This window comes from Paenibacillus sp. Y916 (genome assembly GCF_056786435.1).
Map to the genome: position 1 here is coordinate 192,954 of NZ_JBXCJA010000008.1, position 20,592 is coordinate 213,545.

The window sequence follows — 20,592 nt, forward strand, 5'->3', positions numbered from 1 at the left end:
GGGGGAGCATGATGAGACGTTATTGGTTATCTATTCTATTAAGTGTGTTTATCGTTGTTGGAATGAGTACGTATTATGTATTCGGTGCTGCGGATCATCTACCGGAGTATAAGCTTTCGACCATTGAGGGTGATGTTACCGAGGGAGAAAAAATTCAGCTGAGTGGCTCTTATATAGGCGGAAGAATAGGCGGAAGAGGATCTAGAGTCTTAAACGTTACAACTGATGGTAGCGATTATCAGAGCAGACACTCTATTTATCGTAAAAAATTCTCGAATCCCGAACGATCAGTGATGACTCAAGAGCCTGATATTCGTCAGATCACCAGAGATCATCGTTCCTTTATGCGTGGCAAATGGTACGCTGATAGCCTGTACAAGGATGAGGAATGGATTATATATGCGGAAGCTAATGTCGATAACGCTGATGATGATAAGTCGGGGATTGTACTAAGTATAGAACTTCTTAATCAGACGACGGATAAGGTTAGTCATTATGAAACGATCGTAGATGAACAAACGGGCTATTCTTACAGCGATGTGGCAGATGTGCAGTTGATTGGAGATCAGATTCATATATTGACATACCAGCGTCCAAAAGTGCTTGAGGAAGGGAACGGGGTTATTGATGAGCTACAATATCATGATTATGTTGTGGATATGAACAATGGAGTATTAATCAACAAGGAGATTCTGGACTTTGGAATTACTGCTAAAGATAATGTTGAACTGCATCATAATATAATTACGAATGCTACCTATTCTGCTTCCAGTGATTATACCTTATTTAAAGTTAGTGAGGAGAAACGAACAACAATAGAGGGAGAACGTTATCGGGAAGTTGTAGGCGAGCATTTATACTCCTATACGTATAAGACAGGGGTACTAACAGATCTGTCTTATATACTGAAGGCAGCAGGAATGGATGTTGACGTATCATATCGTTTAAATGGCAGCATTCTTTCAATTCTGAGTTATGAACCCGACATGATCACAACATCAAATTATAACCTAGAGACAGGCAAAGCAGCAAATGAAGGTGTCACCTTAACAGCCCAGCAACTCGGTGCTGATAAAATAGGAAAAGGAATACTGAAGAATGACAGAATTTATATTCTATTCTACAAAAACGATATTCCCGTGACTGCCGTTGTGGAAGCACTGAATGGAGACATTGTATACAAAGGTGAAGTTGTCTTTGATAGTGGAACATCGGAAAGTAAGGAGCATATGAGGGATGTACAATTGTTATATATGAAGATTACTGAATAGTGGGAATTATTAATCCCATGAAAGGATGAATTCAAAGCCATAATATATATTGTGAGGTAATCAATATGCAATCAACGGATTACTTTAATAGAACGATAGAAGCATTGAGAAGATTGGAGACATATGGTTACCAATTGGCGTATTATATTTTGCAAGACGAGGATCTTGCGATGGATGCTACGAAGATGACATTGCTAGCCTTAGCTCAAGTAGATGAATTCTATAATATGCCGGCTGCTGTCCAACGTGACCTGATGAGAAGAAGTGCCATTCGACAATCGATGATGCTCAAATATGAAGCACTAACAGCAATATAATAGTTATACAATGATACTCCGTTAGAGACTTGGGTTGATTTCCTTGTTCAACTAACGGAGTTTAAATGTCCTATCACATAAACAGAGGCTTCCCCTGCATCATAATCAACTATGCTGTGAGGGGAAGCCTCGTTCACTTTATTCAGCTTTCACAGGATTCAGTACAGTTATACGACCTTCGAGTTCAGGTGCAATTGATTTATTCTTTTGTAGATATTCGTAGAATGCATCTCGCAGGTAGCTCTTCGTTTTGGATAAAAGCTTCGTCTCGTCCTTAAGCATCGTGAACAGATCTCCTCCGCCCGTCAAGAAGTCATTGGCAACGACTTTATATTTCTTCGTTTTATCAATTGGCTTACCGTCGATCGTGACTTCAACGAGACGTGAACCAACCTCTTTCGAAGCGTCAAACGTATACTTAAGCCCGGATACTTGCAGGAATCCACCCGCTGCACTTGGATACCAAGAGACACCGTGCTCTAATGCATCCCAGACCGTCTGGCCGCTTGCTTCAACCATAACGACCGTGTTATCGAACGGCAGTGCGGCGTATATTTCTTCAAGCGTAATATCTCCAGCGTCGATGCTAGCCCGTACGCCACCACCATTCTGCAGAGCGATGTCGGCACCCGTCATCGAGCGTAAGCTGTCTGCAACAGCGTTGCCGAGATTGGATTCTTTAAGACGCAGCGTACTCCGTTCACCGTCTAGTGCAACTGTCGTTTTGCCTACGATTTCTTTCATTTTATCTCCAAGCTGATCGTTGTAATCTTTAATGATGTTCGCGACTACAGGGTCTTCTTCCAAGTTCTCCGTCAAGAATATGTGAGCGAAGTTGAGTCCGACCATTTCTCCATTTAGAATGTTCAGGTTCATCTGATTCAGTACTTCCGCGTGTTTGCCGGGAGAGATAAGCCATGTGTCCCCGATAATCTGCGGGAATTCGACCACATCTTGTCCACCGCCAATCTCAACGTCAATGCCTTGGACTTTGGTCGGTAGAACCGGGTTGTCCGCATGCAGATGTGCCAGCGCGATCACGACATCCGTCTGATCTTTAATCGCATCTACTGTCTTTTGTGTCGACTCAAACTCATCCTCGAAGCTGATACCTTCCACATTCTTCGGGTGTGTGTAGAAATGACTCTCGTCGTCTGTTACACCGATGATGCCGATTTTGACACCGTCGACTTCTTTAATGATGTATGGCTTCAAAAATTCAGGATGCTCGTTCTGATAAAGTGTATTCGCTGACAGGAATGGGAACGTAGCGCGTTCTGCATTGCTCTGCATTACATCAAAAGGGAAATCAAAGTCGTGGTTCCCAAGCACCATTGCGTCGTAATTCATAGCGTTCATGACATCGATTGATGATCGACCTTCGAACAGGTTTCCAATGTTCATGTTGTAAGGAGCATCACCGCCGTCAACGAGCAATGTGTTCGGTTGAATTTCACGTGTATCGTTAATAATTTTGTTCATCCGCGCGAGTCCGCCGATATTGCGATTCGCATTCGCCGGCTTATAGGGCTCGAGATGCGAATGAATATCAGACGTAGCGAACACCGTGATGACTTTGAAGTCCGGGTTGGCTATCAATTTCTCTAAGATAGCAGCAGCTTCTTCACGGGTAATTAGGTCGGTACTGATAGCCTCTTCTTTCGTAGCGATGCCAAGCTCGACGGCTTTATCCGGAGTGTCAACAACTTGATCAGCCCCATAAACCGTGCGAACGATCATATCAACCCATTTCGCCTTGGTTATTGCACTGTTTGGCATATATTGCCCACCGCTCACCTCGTCGGCACGGACTTTCAATACGCCTTCTATGTAATAGTAGCTCCAGTGACTCGTGATGTCAGCCGCTGATGGTACTGTGAAGGATTCATCGATAACACCTAGAGGATCTTTATAACGCACTGATTTCTTCACATTGGGGTCCTCTGATGGCTGTGGTTGAATTGTCGGTAGCTTAAACGCTTTGACGAGCAACGTTGCTGCTTCTGCTTTGGTCAAATGCCGCTGCGGATTGAACTTGCCGTCAATCGGAGTACTCACTATATCTTTGTTATTCAGCATGAGAATCGCTTGACGATAGGGTGAGGTTTGAATATCTTTGAAAATCCCATTTTCTGTAGCAGCATGTACCGGTAAAGTGATGCTCGCTGTTAGCGCCAGACTGACTGCGATACTAATTATTTCCTTCTTCATCTTTGTTTACTCCACTCCCTTAATGTATTGGACTATGTACGTACCTATTGATCATAACTTAGCTATGTTATGTGTGTGTCATGCGTGTGATAAATCAAGAAAGGTCCCAATCTATTATTTCTTTGACGTTTTGTCCTTGAGACTTCGTCAATAGTAACTTCCTAAAGGTAAATTATAACTTTTTAGAGAATACATATATAAGAAGAAGTTCATATAGAAATTGGAGGTCACTTGCTTGAAACTACAAGAACTTGTTAAGCAGTTAACTATTGTTACAACTCAAGGTGAGTTGGACGTCGAAATAACGGGTATCAATATGAATTCACGGGAAGTGAGGCAGGGTGATTTATTCGTATGTATCTCAGGTATTCCGGGGCTTCAAGAGGATCGTCACCAATATATTGATGATGCCATAGAAGCGGGAGCAGTAGCTCTAATTGTTGAAAGGGATGTCTTTGCGAGTGTCCCTACTATAAAAGTGCCGAATGCTCGATTTGCATTGGCAGTGCTGTCTACACATTTCTACGGTTATCCAAGTCATCATCTGAAGTTAATAGGTGTGACAGGGACCAATGGAAAAACAACGACTAGTCACATGATTGAATCGATCTTGGCTCATGCTAATTTTCGGACAGGACTGATGGGCAATATTGGGACGAAAATCGGCAACACAATCCGTAAAAGTAACATCAATACACAAGATCCACACAAGCTACAGGCGAATTTATCAAAGATGAAGGAATGTTTGACAGACTATTGTGTGATGGAGGTAACTTCTCAGGGATTACATATGGGTCGTGTGATGGGATGTGATTTTCGAACAGCTGTCTTTACGAATTTGACTGGCGATCATCTTGATTATCATGGAACGATGGACAACTATCTGATGGCAAAAGGGACTCTTTTCGCGAGAATGGGTAATTCTTTCTTACCTGAGCCAGCCAAACACAAATTTGCTATTCTCAACGCGGATGATCCAGCATCCGAAGTATTTCAGAGTCTAACTTCAGCACAAGTCATTACATACGGTATTCATCATCCAGCGGACGTGATGGCAGAGGACATTCAATTAACGACAACAGGAATTACGTTCAAACTTGTTTCTTTTACGGGAACGACCACTATCGAATGTAGAATGGTTGGCGCATTTAATGTCTATAATGCTCTTGCCGCTATTGCAGCTGCCCTGGCTGAACAAATCCCGCTTCAAGTCATACAACAAGCATTGTCTGAATTCACTAATGTTACTGGGAGAATGGAGATTATGGAAGGTGATCAGGACTTTCTTGTCATTGTAGATTATGCTCATTCACCTGATACGTTAGAGAATGCTCTGTTTACTTTACTCGAGCTTGGCGATCAGAGAATAATCACCGTGTTTAGTTGTGAAGAAGAGGGGGATGATACTACACTTTCTCAGATGCATGATATTGCCACTAAGCACAGTGATGTTGTTATCGTAACGACGGAACATTCATTCATTGAATACAATAATATCGACGGGTTGATAGTGGATCAGAAACAAGCAATAACTAGAGCCCTTGAATTAGCTACAGCGGGAGATATCGTGTTCATTGCTGGGAAAGACCATAAGAGCGAAGTCCAACGAATTCTAAAAGACATCTCCCACCGGGTAACTACATAAAGAGGAAGTACATGATTGTCTCACAATTGCATGGAACACACCGATTACAACATGGGGAGGGGCAATATGTATGCAAGAACTTGTTGGCCACTGTAAAGAATGTAGAAGTAAGATTTACTGCAATGATGGATTTCTTAACGGCATAGTATTGGAAGACAAATCCTTGCTATGCTTCGATTGTTCCGATAAGGAAAGGCTATCAGATACTTTTATTCGAAATGAATAAATATGAGAGGTGAATGATATATGGAACGAAGTTATTCTATTTTTCGTGCAAAAGGTAATAGAGAACAGTTCTATCAGGCATACGATGAGACAATGAGTCTATGGACTGTCCCATTTGAGGAATTCATGTTATCTACACGTTTCGGTGAGACACACATCATTGCAACAGGTTCAATTGAGGCACCTGCCTTATTTCTATTTCACGGAATGACGTTCAGTGCGACAATGTGGTATCCGAATATTGAGATCTTATCTAAATATTTCAGGGTGTATGCCGTCGATACAATGGGTGACTTAGGGAAAAGTACGATGACATCTGTTCTAAAAACACGGGAAGATGCAGCACTATGGGTTTCAGATTTGCTCACGGAACTTCAACTTCAATCAGCGATATTTATGGGTCACTCTATGGGTGGTTGGCTAACATTAAATTTCGCCCTTCATTCCCCTGAGAAAGTGCAGAAAATGATTTTATTAGCACCGGCCGCTGGTATTCAAAAAATCACCCCCAAATTCTTGTTGAAGGTATATCCTGCGATCGTACTACCTAAAGAATCTCGTATTCGTAAGGAATTATCGTGGTTCCTGAGCCGAACCTATCAACCAGACGATCAGGCGGAAATGCTCATTCGTCAGTTTATAATATCCGGAATGAATTGTGTCCCTCAGATGCGTGTAATGCCATCTGTATTTAAAGATCACGAGTTGCAAAGTCTTTCTATGGAAGTTTTACTGTTGGTTGGTGATCAGGAGGTAATCTATGATTACGAAAGGATGTTATCTAAAGCGAAACGATTAATTCCTAATATACAGACATGTGTTGTGCATGGTGCAGGTCATGCTTTAACATTGGAAAAACACGAATTTGTAAACGATACTATAATAAGTTTTTTAATATAAGGACAATCCGTCATCACAGCGGTTTTTCACACAAATTTTTGCCAAGCACTTATTATGGGTATATTATTAACATAGACATCAATCATTTGTTGTCCAATCAGCAAGCAGAGGTGTGTAGAGATGAGAGATAATCGAAATCGTATTGGTATCGTAGATATTGGTTCTAACTCCATCCGTTTGGTCATTTATGATACAACGACCGATGGAGGGTACAAAGTTATTAAAGAATGTAAACAATCTGCTCGCTTGAGTGAGAAATTGAATGAGCAGGGGCGAATTGAAGAGAAAGAGATGAATACGATTGTCCCTATTCTCAAACAATTCAAACAAGTATGCACTACATTTGGGGTGGATAGAATCCGCGCGGGTGCGACGGCAGCAATTCGCAATGCTAGCAACTCTGACGAAATTATAGAATACTTATCACGGAAATCTGCTATAGATATTCAACTTATTACCGGAAAAGAAGAGGCGTATTTCGGTTTCCTAGGAGTCATTAATTCTTTTGACACGAAGGATGGTTTCGTTATAGATATCGGCGGAGGAAGTACAGAGATTACACTGTTTGAGAACCGTAGTTACCAGACTAGCATCTCTTTACCTTTCGGTGCGGTTAACACGAATGTCATGTTCGGAGACCATGGGAATTGGAATGAAGAACGGATACAGAATCTTCGTACATACGTGCTGGATCAGCTTCAAGAACATGATTGGTTGCAGTCAAGACCACACTTGCCACTGTTTGGTCTAGGTGGAACGCTACGGTCCCTTGGTAAAATAGATCAGAAGCACTGTCATTACTCGATGCCAACTTCACATCATTATGCCTTGGAAACGGACACCGTAAATCGATTATATGATACACTTCCTCATCTATCCTTGGAGAAACGTAAACATGTCAATGGACTATCCAAAAGTCGTGCAGATATCATTGTGTCGGGGCTCATTATTTTTCACACGATCTATCACTATATTCAGTCTACACAATGTCTTATTAGTGGGGAAGGGCTCCGTGAGGGTCTGCTGCATGAACTATTAGATCCCGTTAATCCGGTTAAACCGAGTACATTGGAATTCAGCATTCATCGACTGCTATCTTTTGAAACTGAAATTTCTTCGGCTCATTTAGAACATCTCCTTAAATTGTCCAATCGTTTGTATGAATCCTTACATGGGGAGGGGGATTCTAAGGAACATAAGAAGCTACTATATGCTTCTATCATGTTATACCGTATTGGTGGGCATATCAATTATTATCAATACAATCAGCATACACGTTACTGGATCATGAATTCGACTATTCGTGGACTTACTCATCGAGAGATTATACTTTGTGCTTTAATATCCTCCTATAATACAAAAAGCCGGAAGCAGAAATTGTCCGCAGATCATAAGGACATTTTGCTGCATTCCGACGAAGAGTGGATTCATAAGTTAGGATCGCTTGTACAACTTTGTATCGCACTTGACCAAAGTGAAACACAGGCTGTTACGGACATCTCCACTGTGATTCGAAATGGAATACTACATCTTACCGTTCATAGCGATGTCGAAACCTATGTTGAACAGGATGAGATGGATAATGCAATCAAGGTATTTAATGGAGCATGGGATCTAAAAATAAAAGTTGATTTCCCTTCCACTTCTTAACAATCAAAGCTTCAGCCTGGCTCCTAAATGGAGCCTTGTTGTCGTTGGCAAACTCATAATTACCATTGGATTGCAGGAATCTAGCTTTAATATTATCCTCAAGTGATAAATTCAATATTGTGTACACCAGATCTTGAATGTGAGGGTCATACACGGGACACATCAGTTCAATGCGTCTAGTTAAATTACGAGTCATCCAATCTGCACTAGAGATCCATACTTCGGAAGTACCCCCATTTTCAAAATAATAGATGCGCGAATGCTCTAGAAAGCGGTCAACGATACTACGCACGGTGATATTCTCACTTAGACCTGGAACACCAGGACGAAGACAGCATACACCTCTTATGATGAGATCAATCTGAACTCCTGCGGTTGAAGCAGCGTATAACTCGTCAATCATATCTTGATTGGATAAGGAATTCATTTTGGCGATGATTCTTGCGGGTCTGCCGGAAGCAGCATGTTCAGCTTCCCTACGAATAAGGTCGAAGAGGGTGCTGCTCATATTGGTTGGTGCAACTGTAATGGCATCCCAATCATAGTTCGTTGAATAACCGGTCATTTGATTGAATAGCTCTGATGCGTCTAAGCCAATATTGTGATTGGATGTAAATAGGCTTAAATCAGTATATATTTTGGCAGTGCTATCATTGTAATTACCTGTTCCTACGTGAACGTAACGCTGCAACTCAAGACCTTCTTGGCGGACGATCAAGGTGATTTTGGCATGTGTTTTTAGACCAATTAATCCATATACGACATGACATCCTGCTTTCTCAAGCTTGCGAGCCCAGGCGATATTACGTTCCTCATCAAATCTAGCCTTCAATTCCACGACAACAGTCACCTGTTTACCTGATGCAGCAGCCGTTGCTAACGCTTGTATCAGCGGAGAATTTCCACTTACGCGATATAATGTCATCTTAATCGCCATCACATGATCATCTTCAGCAGCTTGGGTAATGAAATCAGTAACCGCCTCGAAAGACTCATAAGGGTGATATACAAGGACATCACGTTCTCTTAACACCTCGAAGAAATCATCATTCTCATCAAATTCCATCGGATATACAGGTTCAATGGGACGATGACTCAAATGGGAATAACCTTTCAAAGATCCTGCGAAATCCATCAGAAAATGAAGGTCAAGAGGTCCGTCTATTTCAAAAATAGAATCTGTAATTTGAAATTCATTTTGTAACTGGCTTAGCGCGAAGGGGTGTATTCCTTTTTCAACCTCTAAGCATACTGGAGAGCCCCATCTTCTTTTACGTAATTCCTTCTCAATCTCCTCCAAAAGATCTTCAGCACCATCTTCGTTGATGCTCAGATCAGAATTACGAGTAATGCGGAATTCATGAACTGCGATAGGGATATACCCGCTGAACAAGGTGTGAATATGGTGTTTAATTAGCTCTTCAATAAATATGAACTGGCGTTTCTTACTATTGGAACGGTGAGGTAGCGGAATACAACGAGCAAGATTAGATGGAATTTGTAAAATAGCAAAATAGGGCTCTTCTTCAATGTCATCTTCTTTCGTAAGGACGACAGACAAATATACAAATTGACTATGTACTAAGGGGAAAGGTCTGCTCTGATCTACCGCCATAGGAGTAAGAACAGGGAAGATAATATCTTGAAAATAATGTCCCATCGCTTGGCTCTGTGCAATATTCAAATCTTCATAATCAGAGAAGTAGATACCCTCTTTATTTAACTGCCTGGAAATATCACGGAATGTGCGATATTGATCAGTAATGATTTTAGCTACTTTTTTTAATAGCCGTTTATAGAGTCCAGAAGGAGTGTAACCGGTAAAATCCTTTTTAGAATATCCAGCTCTAAGCTGATCTTGAATACCTGCTACACGAACACTCATGAATTCATCTAAATTGCTGGACACAATAGCAAGAAAGCGCGCTCTCTCAAGGAGAAGGTTATTGGGATCTTGTGCTTCTTGAAGTACACGGTGGTTGAATTCAATCCAACTCAAATCACGGTTTAGATATCCTGATGGCAGTGTACGATTTATTGTCGTTTTTTCTTCTAAATTTATCATGTTCCCACCATACCTTGTTGAATTTTAGTTTGTACTATTTCATTCTACTATTAACTCGGAGAAGAAATGTAAATTCTGTGTAAATTCTGTGTAAAGTTTATGATTTAAAATTAAAAAATGGCTGAATTGATCAGATTGTTACGATTTAGTTAACATAATATATATTACGTTATGTATTTCATAGAGTCATTGGGAACTATAGGTCCTCCCATTTAATAATACAAGTTAAATGTGTTCTCGATATATTGTTGAACCATCAGGATAGATATATACATCATATGATTGAAATGAAAATAACACTTCTGTTAAATATTAGAGAAATTTATCCCCTATAATAAAATGTTATCCCTTTTCCTTTGTCGTAGTTTTATAGACAATAAAGATGTAAGACACACTTCGTTCAAATTCAGCTCTAACGTTATTAAGTTTCCTTTCTTATGAGATTCATTCACATGCCCGTCCCTATTTGATTTCTCTTCTTGTCGTGAAAGGGGGTTTACTTTAAATTTCCATGTCATGCAAGAATGAAATAGAACATTTAAAAAGGAGGTATGGTGTAATAATTGATTTACCGATTTGAAAGCGTTTTCAAATCTTATACTAAGAGGAGGATTTAAGAAATGACAATGAATAAGAGATCATATCAAAAATCAGTTGTTTTGATTATATTTTTTACATTACTCTTTTCAATGTTTCAATTATTGAATTCTAGTGAAAAGGTTCAAGCCGCAGAAGAGTATAAAATAGTAGGCTACTATCCAGCTTGGGGGGCATATGCCCGTAATTATTTGGTTAGTGATATCGACGCTTCAAAAGTGACTCATATTAATTATGCATTTGCTGACATATGCTGGAACGGTATACACGGTAATCCTGATCCAACGGGTCCAAATCCAGTAACATGGTCTTGCCAGGATGAGGTTGGAACTATTAATGTTCCAAATGGAACGATTGTACTAGGTGATCCATGGATTGATGCACAGAAGAGCCAAGCAGGAGATGCTTGGGATGACCCCATTAAAGGAAACTTGGGACAATTAATTGATTTGAAACAAGCCAATCCACATCTGAAGACTATTATTTCTATTGGTGGATGGTCTTGGTCAAATCGCTTCTCTGACGTAGCAGCAAGTGCAACGACACGTGAAGCCTTTGCGAACTCCGCTGTAGATTTTATCCGTAAATATCAGTTTGATGGCGTTGATCTGGACTGGGAATACCCAGTAGCAAACGGCTTAACGGGGAATAGCTACCGCGCTGCAGACAAACAAAATCATGTTCTGCTATTACAGGCCGTTCGGGATAAGCTTAATGCAGCTGAGATTGCTGATGGTAAACAATACTTGCTAACGATTGCATCAGGTGCAAGTCCTGCTTATGTTGATAACAATGAGTTAGCTAATATCGCCAATATCCTTGACTGGATTAATATCATGACTTACGACTTCAACGGTGGATTTAATAGTAAAAGTGGACACAATTCACCACTTTACATGGATCCAGCAGCAATAACGGCGGGTGTACCCGGCGCGGAGAACTTCCATGCTGATGGAGGGGTACAAGGTCATCTTAATGCAGGTGTACCTGCTAACAAAATAGTTATGGGAACTCCATTCTATGGACGGGGGTGGAGTGGGTGTACTAATACTAACAATGGTCAATATGAAAATTGTAGTAATTCAAATTTAGGTACATGGGAAAATGGTGTTTTTGACTTTACTGATCTCCAGAATAATTATATTAATAAAAATGGATATACACGTTTTTGGAACAATGTATCGAAGGTACCTTATTTATTTAATCCATCAAATGGGAACTTCATCACTTATGATGATGTAGAATCCTTTGATCACAAAATTAATTATATTAAATCTAACAACTTAGCTGGCGCTATGTTCTGGGAGTTCAGCGGAGACCGCAATAAACTATTATTAAATAAATTAGCAACGGATTTACAAGGCACAATTAACAACGACTCACAAGCACCAACAGTACCTGGTAATCTGAGTACGCCTTCCAAAACCTCAAATAGTGTAAACCTATCATGGAGTGCATCTTCAGATAATGTGGGTGTGACGGGATATATTGTTTCATATGGTGGTACTTCTGTAAGCGTAACTGGAACATCCACTACGATAAGCGGATTGGCTGCGAACACAGCCTATACGTTTACCGTAAAGGCTAGAGATGCAGCTGGCAATGTATCTACGGGTACTAGTATCCAAGCAACTACAAATGGAAATATCAACACATGTTCAGCTCCTGCATGGGGATCAGGAACAGTATATACCATAGGTCAACGCGCTTCATTTAATGAAAAAGTTTATGAGGCCCAATGGTGGACCCAAGGTGATCAACCTGACCAAAGCGGCGACTGGGGTGTATGGAGATTTATTGAGAACTGTGTAGGTGGTGATACAGAAGCCCCTTCAATTCCGACAAACTTAGCATCTTTAGGTAAAACAACGAATAGTGTATCATTAAATTGGTCAGCATCCACAGATAATGTTGGAGTAACAGGATATAATGTGTACCGCGGGTCAACACTATCTACATCTGTTACGGGAACAAGCGCAACAGTTAGTGGGCTGAATGCAAACACGTCTTACACGTTTACCGTAAAAGCTATTGATAACTCAGGTAACGAATCTGGAGCGAGCAACTCGGTAACGATAACTACGGATATTTCCAGCGGGGATACGACCGCTCCTACTGTACCAACAAATTTACAGGTTACAGGGAACACATCTTCTAGCGTTAGTCTAAGCTGGACGGCTTCCACGGACAATGTGGGAGTTACAGGTTATACAGTAAGCAATGGATCGAATAGTGTGACTGTAACAAGTACAACGGCCACAATCTCTGGTCTATCTGCAGGTACAACATATACATTTACAGTTAGTGCCACAGACGGCGCTGGCAATATATCTAGTAGTACATCTATTCAATCAACAACGACAACCAATCAGAACGGTGCTAATCCTTGGGTAGTTAATACTAATTATACAACAGGTCAATTGGTAACTTACGGAGGAGCAACATACTCTTGTAGACAAAACCATACTTCTCTGGAAGGATGGGAGCCAACTAACACGCCAGCATTATGGTTATTACAGTAGTTATAGATCACTTTTTCTTGGTTAAAAGTACCTCCTTAATAGAGAGCACTGCAAAACGAAAAAAAAATTCTGTAAAGAGAACCCAATGCCACATAGGCGTTGGGTTTGTTGTATAATAAAGGCTTAATATTACAATGGGTACTTACAAAACGTTATGCAGGGTAACCGCTACGGTGACGGATTGCACTTACGATCGCTGTGCCCTCAGATTTCCTAATTATATACCGCATATAGCGGTAGAAATCCGATGGCAAAGCATATGCTTCCGAAGTAGCTTTCCTGCGGAAAGCTTGTAGGCGAAGGCTATCGCTTCTTCAGAACAATTCCGTACCCTACGCTACTAGATTCTGCATGTTCCAATGGCTTGAGTAAACGCAGGTTGAACTATTGTGTGTGGGGAACCTGTAACCGCGATGCAGGTCGTGTATGGATTAACTTAGAATTGGGCAAAAAGACAGCGGAGTGTCTAGAGTATATTGCCGTTCATGAAATTGTAATTTTTGGAAGGATATAATTCTAACCTTCAGTATATTTAGTAAAAATGGTGGATAATCAATGTATAGATCCTTATCGTCCTAAGCCAAACATATGTTATAATTTACACAACAATCAATACTATCACACGTGAATGCAAAGAAAGTTGTTCTTTATGGGTCACAAGTCACGGGAATGGCAAATAGTACTAGCGATATACATTTCGCTGTTATTGTAGATAGCGTTGACAATGACTTTTTAACAACTAGTGCCAAACTTTATAAGTTAAGAAGAAATATTGATGATCGAATTGAACCGATCTTGATACAAGAAGATAAGGATCAGAGTGGCTTTTTGGAGGAAATATTAAAATTAGGAAAGGTGCTATATACTCAAAAGAACTTAGTATAGTATTTTTTTGAATCTTCCTAGGAAGTGCTATCGAAATATGTTATCATCTATATTTTTCGAAAAACCGGTTGCGTCGTCCTAATTAGGGACGTAACGATCGGTTTTTAGTATTGTATCAATACTGTGCGGAAATATCTTTAATGGAATTATTGAGACTCTCAATTACATGTTTGTTATCGGCATGATTCTAATGATGTAATCGATTGAAACATATCCCTGTTCATTATCGTCATAGGATATGAGCAGTATGAATTTGTAGAAAGAAGGGGTTATACTATGAAACAACTCAAATTAGTGTTGATGATCATGATGTTAGTCTTAGTCGTCACTGGGTGTACTTCTACTGGAGAAACTAAATCTATTGGAGAAACTGTACCCAATGATGAAGACATGGTTTCACAAATGGAAGAAGGATTTATATTTGAAGTGGCAGATCATAGCGTATTGGTATTGGATCAAGTGAACACAGAGGACTTCGACAAATCGTGGAATGACATTTCCGGGAGTTATCAAGGGAATGCCATATGGCTTACAACATCTCAAGCGTCTACCTTAAAGGTAGGGCAAAAGGTTCAATATTGGGTTAATGGACCTGTGGCAGAATCATTTCCGATGCAAGGAACAGCGGAGAAGATTGAAGTGATTGCTGAAAGATCTGTAGAAAATAAGGCTTTTCGAAATATTAAGGCTACTGGCTTAAAGGGTAAGTATACGATAACCGGTGAGGGTCGTGTGTTTGAAGCAACGATGAATTATGCCGTTTCAGACGGTCATTATTATTTAGTGGAGGATTTTCTAACCTTGGACATGGGTGCTCCAGAGTGGTCCGCTTTCGCACTGGATATTCATATTCCTGAGGAAAAGTTACCTTTGAATGGAACTCTTACGCTTGAGTTATTTGAATATAGTGCAAAGGATGGTAGTGTCATAAATTTGTATACAATACCACTTGAAAGCTTTCAGTGAAGGGAAAATATGCCCTTACAAATTGATGAATTCCAATGAAAGCAATTAAATAAATATGATTAAAATTAATATTAGTTTACATAACTAATATTATGTAAACTAACACTTTGTATATGAAGCAGAATGGACCAAGAAAAACCGGCTGCGCATCCTTGTAAGGGACGTCACAGCCGGTTCTTTGTATCGTGTCAATACTCTGAGGCGATATCTTTATCTTTAGGTAACAAGATGGCCAACATACCGAGTAACGGTAAATATGAGGAAAGATTCATGATGAAGGGGATGCTTGTATGATCTGCAATATTCCCCATAACTGCGGAGCCTAGTCCGCCCAAACCGAAAGCTAGTCCGAAGAATAATCCCGATATGAGACCAATCTTGCCAGGGACTAATTCTTGCGCATACACGACGATGATTGAGAATGCTGATGAAAGAATAAAACCAGCAAATATACTTAGGACAGCTGCCCATGCCAACGATACATGTGGCATTAGAATCGAGAAGGGGGCTGTACCTAGAATAGAGAGCCAGATAATATTTCTCCGTCCATATCTGTCAGACAAGGGACCACCTAGAAATGTACCAAGGGCTGCCGCCCCGAGGAAAGCGAATAAAAAGTATTGTGCATGCTGTATAGTGACCCCATGAGTTTCCATCAAGAAGAATGTATAGAAAGAAGTGATACTGGACATATACACATTCTTGGAGAATACAAGAAATACTAAGATAACGATCGTTCCGATGACCTGATTACGACTAAGCCCAGTACGACGAACGTTGGTAGCTATTTTTTTCTTAACAGGTGTGACATGCAACATTTGTTTACCATACCATTGGGCTACTTTGAACTGAATTGCAATGGCAGTAAGTGCGGCGATCGTGAACCAGATGACACCGAATTGGCCAATCTTTACAAAAATCAGTGCTGTCATGATCGGTCCAAGGGAACTTCCTATGTTCCCACCAACCTGGAATAAGGATTGTGAGAAACCCCGTTTGCCCCCGCTAGCTAAGTATGCAACCCGTGAGGATTCTGGGTGAAATATGGCTGACCCTATCCCCATGGAAATGACAGCGAACAACACTATAGCAAAACTTGGCGCTATGGCTAGCATGATAATTCCAAACAAAGTAAAGCAGACACCAAACGGCAATATGTATGGTCGTGGTCGAATATCTGCATACATTCCAATTAAAGGTTGTAATAAGGATGCTGTAATATTCATGGCGAATGCAATTAGACCAATCTGACTAAAGCTGAGATCCATGGAATCTTTCAATATTGGAAAAAGAGCAGATACCGTTGACTGCATCGTGTCATTTAATAAATGAACGATACTAATCGCGAACAGTATAGGGTATACCGTCGTTGAAGCAGATGCGCTAGCTGATGATTGAGCCTTGGATCCTGTCAAAGAATAAACCTCCTGTGTAAAGTGCAAATTTGTGTAAATATGTGTTATGAAAATGGCCACTACATCATTATCAACAATATCATTTAGTTTGTCACGAAGTATATGAATTAACACATAAAAAGGCACAAAAAAGCTCATAAAAAACAGCGTATAACTTAAATTATACGCTGTTTCAATTGTGGGGCGTTTTATATAAGGATAGTGGGTTCTTGGTAAGTGTAATAGATTTAAAAACTGCATAAATATTGCAAATATATCCTATAAATGCTCAATTAATAAATATATAATGAAAACGCATACAATTATTTACTTCCTACAGTGTCTTTCCGATTACATTTACTACTATTAAAAAAGGAGGTCAATGAGATGTTTAAAAAAGTGATTAGCTTCTCGCTCGTGATCGTACTTAGTTTTTCTGTAGTTGTCTCGGCATACTTCTTGATTCCTGAGAAAGTCGAAGCGGCACCATCTTTTGCTAAGGGGGCAGATATTAGTTGGGTGGCAGCGATGGAAGCTCAAGGTTACAAATGGAAAGATAAGACGGGGGCTACTCGGGATATTCTACAAATTCTGAAGCAAGATTATCAAATGAACTCTGTTCGAATTAGAGTATTCGTTAATCCTTCTAACGATTATGGCAATGGTTACATGAATAAGGACAGGGCAGCGGATCTTGCTCTACGTGCTAAAAATGCTGGACTTAGTGTGATGTTGACTTTACACTACAGTGATTCATGGGCAGACCCTGGCAAGCAGAATAAACCTGCTTCATGGAGCAACTATACTTTTCAACAGCAAATGGATGCAGTATGGAACCACACAAGGGATGTTATGAATACAATGAAAAGTAAAGGAGTCACTCCAGACTGGGTACAGATTGGAAATGAAACTAACAATGGGATGTTATGGAATGATGGGAAGGCATCTCTTAGCATGAAAAATTATGCTTGGCTTGTCAATACCGGTCATAATGCAGTGAAATCAATTAGTAGTAGCACGCAGACCATTGTCCATCTTGCTAATGGTTATGATAATGACGTTTTCGTATGGAATATCGGTGGTCTGATTAGTAATGGGGCCAATTTTGATATTATTGGAATGTCTTTGTACCCATCGAGTACAGACTGGTCTACTAAGGTGACACAAACGATAAGTAATGCTAATAATATGATATCTAGATATAATAAGCCAATTATGATAACGGAGATAGGTATGGATTATAATCAACCTACTGCGGCCAAGAGCTTTATTACTGATATCAAGACGAAGATTCGGAACATCTCTGGAGGTAAGGGACTAGGTGTATTCTATTGGGAACCTCAGGCTACTCCAAGTTATAACGGCGGTTACAGTAAAGGAGCCTGGCAAGCAGATATGAAACCTACTATCGCTTTGGATGGATTTATAACCTAATCACAAACGGACACCGATGAAGTATTGGTGTCCGTTTGTGATTAGGACTTAAACAATTAGAATCCTTCTTTAATCCACGTTGTCGCTAATTTAATTGCGGCTTTTTTGGCATTAGTATCTGCGAGAGCATTTAACATGACGAAATCATGAATAATGCCCTGAAAGCGAACTGCTGTAACGGTGACTCCTGCCTCACGTAGCTTATTGGCATATGCTTCGCCCTCATCGCGCAGCACATCAGCTTCACCTGTAATAATCAGAGCTTCGGGGAGATCCCGTAGCTGTTCAATCGTTGCTCGAAGTGGAGACGCTGTAATCTGTTCGCGATCGTTAGGATCCCCCGTGTATTGCTCCCAGAACCATTTCATACCGTCGCGTTGAAGGAAGTAACCTTCAGCGAATTGATGATAGGAGTCCGTATCAAAGGATGCATCGGTGACAGGGTAGAAGAGTAATTGTTTGCTAATCTTCGGACCTCTGCGCTCCTTGCACATCAGCGTAATCGCTGCGGTCATATTTCCACCAACGCTGTCACCAGCTACGGTTAGTTGACTCGGATCGAATCCGTGCTCCTCTCCGTTGTCAGCAACCCATTTCAGTACTTGGTATACTTCTTCGATAGCAGTTGGATATTTAGCTTCAGGGGATAAGCTATAGTTGGTGAAGACAACTGCTGCTTGAGCACCAGTAGCCAGTTCGCGGATTAAGCGGTCATGTGTATGATCATTTCCAAATACCCAACCAGCACCATGAATGTAGATGATCACCGGTAAAGTTATTGACGAAGAATCTTTAGGACGGACAATCCGAACTGAAATATCACCGTTTGGACCATCGGGCAACATGATATCTTCTATATCAGCATCTGGTTTGTTGATATCCCCAGATTGAACTTCAATGACGGTAGCGCGTCCTTTTTCAGGACCAAGATCAGGTAGGAATGGAGGCTTAGCATTATCATCAGCAAATTTCTGAGCAGCAGGTTCAAGGACAATCTTGTTCGTTTCATTCATAAATAACCGTCTCCTTTTTGATATCATAGTCAATTTCAATCTCTTTAATACTTACCCATCTAATAACGTTGCGAATCAAACAATATGGAATATATGTAAATCATACCCTTATTATATTAAAATCCTACTTCCTCCACGGCTATTATATGGTAGAATAGGTTGTTGTAAAGAAGTGGAGGTGGCGAAGGCGTGAACAATTATAGCGAAGACTACGAAGAAGCGCTGGATGCCTTTCTAATCTGGATGAAAGATGCAGGGTACACAGCGCACACACAGAAATCATACCTTAGTGATGTGCATGAGTTTTTGAATTCACTCGGTGATAAGTCGCTAGAGAGTGTAAAAAAGTTTCATATTATCTCTTATTTATCATCTGTTCGTGAACGAGGGGTGAGTGATGCAACACGTAATCGTAAGCATGCTTCAGTCTCCTGTTTTTTTAAAGCGTTAATAGATTTAGAGTTGCATGGTGTCAATCCAGCATTAGATATTAAAAAGTCTAAGACGGATAAGAATCGAGCGCCAGTATACCTTGATGAATCTGAGATGGTGAAATTTTTCAGTGCAGTGGAGGGGAAGTACCGTAATCGTAATCTTGCGATTTTCTTATTAATGGCCTATATGGGCCTTCGTGTTGGGGAAGTTCATACACTAGATATTGCAGATTATAACATGGAACGGCGCTTGCTAAGTGTATTCGGGAAAGGTCGCAAATGGCGAACGGTTCCGGTTCCTGAAGCGGTCTGTCCCCTATTAGAATTAGCGCTAGAAGAACGACTTGAGCCCAAACGTAGTAAAGAGACGGCCATGTTCATTTCGCAAAAAGGAAAAAGATTGTCCATTCGGGCAATTCAACAAGCGGCATCGGATACGTTTGATCGCTTTCAAAATGATGTATTACCAATGCATCGAGTACCGTATTCTAGCCATAAGTTACGCCATTCTTTCGCAACCATGTTGCTTCGTAAAGGGGCCGATTTGCGTACAGTACAGGAACTACTTGGACATTCCTCCATTCAGACTACTACGGTTTACACGCATATTACTAGTCGTGAGAAAGAGGAAGCTATGTCTAGACTCACATTGGATCTGCCAGTACTGTCCGTGAACGAGCATATTATTAAATAAGAATTGAACTACTCACCACTTAACCGCCTTACGGTCTGTTTGAAGTGGGAGATTCCTAAGAACACCAACCTAACGGTTGGTTTTTGATTAGGCGATCCCCGTCATTCCAACGGTTAGAAGTCTTATGGCTTCATTTTTAATATTGATTCCTGCGTTAATATCTCTTTGATGATGGGTGTGGCACTCTGGGCAGTCCCATTCACGTAGTCTGAGATTTTTAACGTCTATGTTTTTGTAGCCACAACTTGAGCAGAGCTGGCTCGAAGGAAAGTTTCTAGCAACGGTAACGACTTGTTTTCCCGACCATTTCGCTTTGTATTCAATCATACTCTTGAATTGTGACCATGATACGTCGCTGATGGCTTTAGC

At 40.6% G+C, this 20,592-nt stretch carries 17 protein-coding genes; 12 read left to right on the forward strand and 5 right to left on the reverse strand.

Annotated features, from left to right (window positions below; translation table 11 throughout):
* Positions 1 to 11: 11 nt before the first annotated feature.
* Together AC1TO9_RS17420 and AC1TO9_RS17425 are read left to right on the forward strand one after the other, a co-directional pair.
* On the forward strand, positions 12 to 1,271 hold the full coding sequence (locus AC1TO9_RS17420) for a hypothetical protein (protein WP_482059974.1): 1,260 nt from the start codon (positions 12 to 14) through the stop codon (positions 1,269 to 1,271).
* A gap of 65 nt (positions 1,272 to 1,336) precedes the next feature.
* On the forward strand, positions 1,337 to 1,588 hold the full coding sequence (locus AC1TO9_RS17425; protein WP_482057091.1) for a hypothetical protein: 252 nt from the start codon (positions 1,337 to 1,339) through the stop codon (positions 1,586 to 1,588).
* 138 nt (positions 1,589 to 1,726) lie between these two features.
* Here AC1TO9_RS17425 and AC1TO9_RS17430 read toward each other — a convergent pair whose 3' ends face one another.
* Positions 1,727 to 3,799 carry a 5'-nucleotidase C-terminal domain-containing protein gene (locus AC1TO9_RS17430; protein ID WP_482059975.1) on the reverse strand — a complete coding sequence of 691 codons (2,073 nt, stop codon included), beginning with the start codon at positions 3,797 to 3,799 and terminating at the stop codon, positions 1,727 to 1,729.
* Between the two features lie 235 nt (positions 3,800 to 4,034).
* Here AC1TO9_RS17430 and AC1TO9_RS17435 point away from each other — a divergent pair, with 235 nt between their 5' ends.
* From AC1TO9_RS17435 to AC1TO9_RS17450, 4 genes are all read left to right on the forward strand, one after another.
* Positions 4,035 to 5,444 carry a UDP-N-acetylmuramoyl-L-alanyl-D-glutamate--2,6-diaminopimelate ligase gene (locus tag AC1TO9_RS17435; protein WP_482059976.1) on the forward strand — a complete coding sequence of 470 codons (1,410 nt, stop codon included), beginning with the start codon at positions 4,035 to 4,037 and terminating at the stop codon, positions 5,442 to 5,444.
* Between the two features lie 11 nt (positions 5,445 to 5,455).
* Positions 5,456 to 5,590, forward strand: coding sequence for a hypothetical protein (locus tag AC1TO9_RS17440; protein ID WP_482059977.1), 135 nt, complete (start codon positions 5,456 to 5,458; stop codon positions 5,588 to 5,590).
* 100 nt (positions 5,591 to 5,690) lie between these two features.
* The gene (locus AC1TO9_RS17445; RefSeq protein ID WP_482059978.1) at positions 5,691 to 6,569 is read left to right on the forward strand and encodes an alpha/beta fold hydrolase; all 879 of its coding nucleotides are present in this window, start codon (positions 5,691 to 5,693) and stop codon (positions 6,567 to 6,569) included.
* A 120-nt stretch (positions 6,570 to 6,689) separates the two neighbouring features.
* Positions 6,690 to 8,219 (forward strand): Ppx/GppA phosphatase family protein, encoded by a 1,530-nt coding sequence (locus AC1TO9_RS17450; RefSeq protein ID WP_482059979.1) that lies wholly within the window; start codon positions 6,690 to 6,692, stop codon positions 8,217 to 8,219.
* On the opposite strand, the gene ppk1 is transcribed toward AC1TO9_RS17450, so the two are convergent.
* Positions 8,167 to 10,284 carry a polyphosphate kinase 1 gene (gene ppk1 / locus AC1TO9_RS17455; protein WP_482059980.1) on the reverse strand — a complete coding sequence of 706 codons (2,118 nt, stop codon included), beginning with the start codon at positions 10,282 to 10,284 and terminating at the stop codon, positions 8,167 to 8,169. The two genes, AC1TO9_RS17450 and ppk1, sit on opposite strands and share 53 nt — an antisense overlap.
* Before the next feature lie 620 nt (positions 10,285 to 10,904).
* Here ppk1 and AC1TO9_RS17460 point away from each other — a divergent pair.
* The 4 genes from AC1TO9_RS17460 (at position 10,905) to AC1TO9_RS17475 (ending at position 15,254) form a co-directional block, all read left to right on the forward strand.
* Positions 10,905 to 13,403, forward strand: a complete 2,499-nt coding sequence (locus AC1TO9_RS17460) for a glycosyl hydrolase family 18 protein (RefSeq protein ID WP_482059981.1) — start codon at positions 10,905 to 10,907, stop codon at positions 13,401 to 13,403.
* A 391-nt stretch (positions 13,404 to 13,794) separates the two neighbouring features.
* Positions 13,795 to 13,917 carry a YgjP-like metallopeptidase domain-containing protein gene (locus tag AC1TO9_RS17465; RefSeq protein WP_482059997.1) on the forward strand — a complete coding sequence of 41 codons (123 nt, stop codon included), beginning with the start codon at positions 13,795 to 13,797 and terminating at the stop codon, positions 13,915 to 13,917.
* A 110-nt stretch (positions 13,918 to 14,027) separates the two neighbouring features.
* Positions 14,028 to 14,288, forward strand: a complete 261-nt coding sequence (locus AC1TO9_RS17470; protein WP_482059982.1) for a nucleotidyltransferase domain-containing protein — start codon at positions 14,028 to 14,030, stop codon at positions 14,286 to 14,288.
* Between the two features lie 276 nt (positions 14,289 to 14,564).
* Entirely contained in the window at positions 14,565 to 15,254 is a 690-nt protein-coding gene (locus AC1TO9_RS17475; RefSeq protein ID WP_482059983.1) for a DUF3221 domain-containing protein, read from the forward strand.
* Between the two features lie 188 nt (positions 15,255 to 15,442).
* On the opposite strand, the gene AC1TO9_RS17480 is transcribed toward AC1TO9_RS17475, so the two are convergent.
* Positions 15,443 to 16,669, reverse strand: a complete 1,227-nt coding sequence (locus tag AC1TO9_RS17480) for an MFS transporter (protein ID WP_482057083.1) — start codon at positions 16,667 to 16,669, stop codon at positions 15,443 to 15,445.
* Positions 16,670 to 17,035: 366 nt separating this feature from the next.
* Here AC1TO9_RS17480 and AC1TO9_RS17485 point away from each other — a divergent pair, with 366 nt between their 5' ends.
* Positions 17,036 to 18,082, forward strand: coding sequence for a glycoside hydrolase family 53 protein (locus AC1TO9_RS17485; protein ID WP_482059984.1), 1,047 nt, complete (start codon positions 17,036 to 17,038; stop codon positions 18,080 to 18,082).
* 56 nt (positions 18,083 to 18,138) lie between these two features.
* Here the strand turns inward: AC1TO9_RS17485 and AC1TO9_RS17490 are convergent, their stop codons facing one another.
* Positions 18,139 to 19,095, reverse strand: a complete 957-nt coding sequence (locus tag AC1TO9_RS17490) for an alpha/beta hydrolase (RefSeq protein ID WP_482057081.1) — start codon at positions 19,093 to 19,095, stop codon at positions 18,139 to 18,141.
* A gap of 189 nt (positions 19,096 to 19,284) precedes the next feature.
* Between AC1TO9_RS17490 and AC1TO9_RS17495 the strand changes: the two genes are divergently transcribed.
* Entirely contained in the window at positions 19,285 to 20,223 is a 939-nt protein-coding gene (locus AC1TO9_RS17495; protein ID WP_482059985.1) for a tyrosine-type recombinase/integrase, read from the forward strand.
* Between the two features lie 87 nt (positions 20,224 to 20,310).
* Here the strand turns inward: AC1TO9_RS17495 and AC1TO9_RS17500 are convergent.
* Positions 20,311 to 20,592 (reverse strand): zinc ribbon domain-containing protein (locus AC1TO9_RS17500; RefSeq protein WP_482059986.1); only part of this gene is annotated, 282 nt, incomplete at its 5' end.

Bases quoted from the DNA above. Each gene is read 5' to 3' on its own strand.
- AC1TO9_RS17460 (WP_482059981.1), top strand. From the start codon at position 10,905: ATGACAATGAATAAGAGATCATATCAAAAATCAGTTGTTTTGATTATA.
- AC1TO9_RS17450 (WP_482059979.1), top strand. From the start codon at position 6,690: ATGAGAGATAATCGAAATCGTATTGGTATCGTAGATATTGGTTCTAAC.
- AC1TO9_RS17485 (WP_482059984.1), top strand. From the start codon at position 17,036: ATGTTTAAAAAAGTGATTAGCTTCTCGCTCGTGATCGTACTTAGTTTT.
- AC1TO9_RS17490 (WP_482057081.1), bottom strand. From the start codon at position 19,095: ATGAATGAAACGAACAAGATTGTCCTTGAACCTGCTGCTCAGAAATTT.
- AC1TO9_RS17425 (WP_482057091.1), top strand. From the start codon at position 1,337: ATGCAATCAACGGATTACTTTAATAGAACGATAGAAGCATTGAGAAGA.
- AC1TO9_RS17440 (WP_482059977.1), top strand. From the start codon at position 5,456: ATGATTGTCTCACAATTGCATGGAACACACCGATTACAACATGGGGAG.
- ppk1 (WP_482059980.1), bottom strand. From the start codon at position 10,284: ATGATAAATTTAGAAGAAAAAACGACAATAAATCGTACACTGCCATCA.
- AC1TO9_RS17430 (WP_482059975.1), bottom strand. From the start codon at position 3,799: ATGAAGAAGGAAATAATTAGTATCGCAGTCAGTCTGGCGCTAACAGCG.
- AC1TO9_RS17420 (WP_482059974.1), top strand. From the start codon at position 12: ATGAGACGTTATTGGTTATCTATTCTATTAAGTGTGTTTATCGTTGTT.
- AC1TO9_RS17475 (WP_482059983.1), top strand. From the start codon at position 14,565: ATGAAACAACTCAAATTAGTGTTGATGATCATGATGTTAGTCTTAGTC.
- AC1TO9_RS17445 (WP_482059978.1), top strand. From the start codon at position 5,691: ATGGAACGAAGTTATTCTATTTTTCGTGCAAAAGGTAATAGAGAACAG.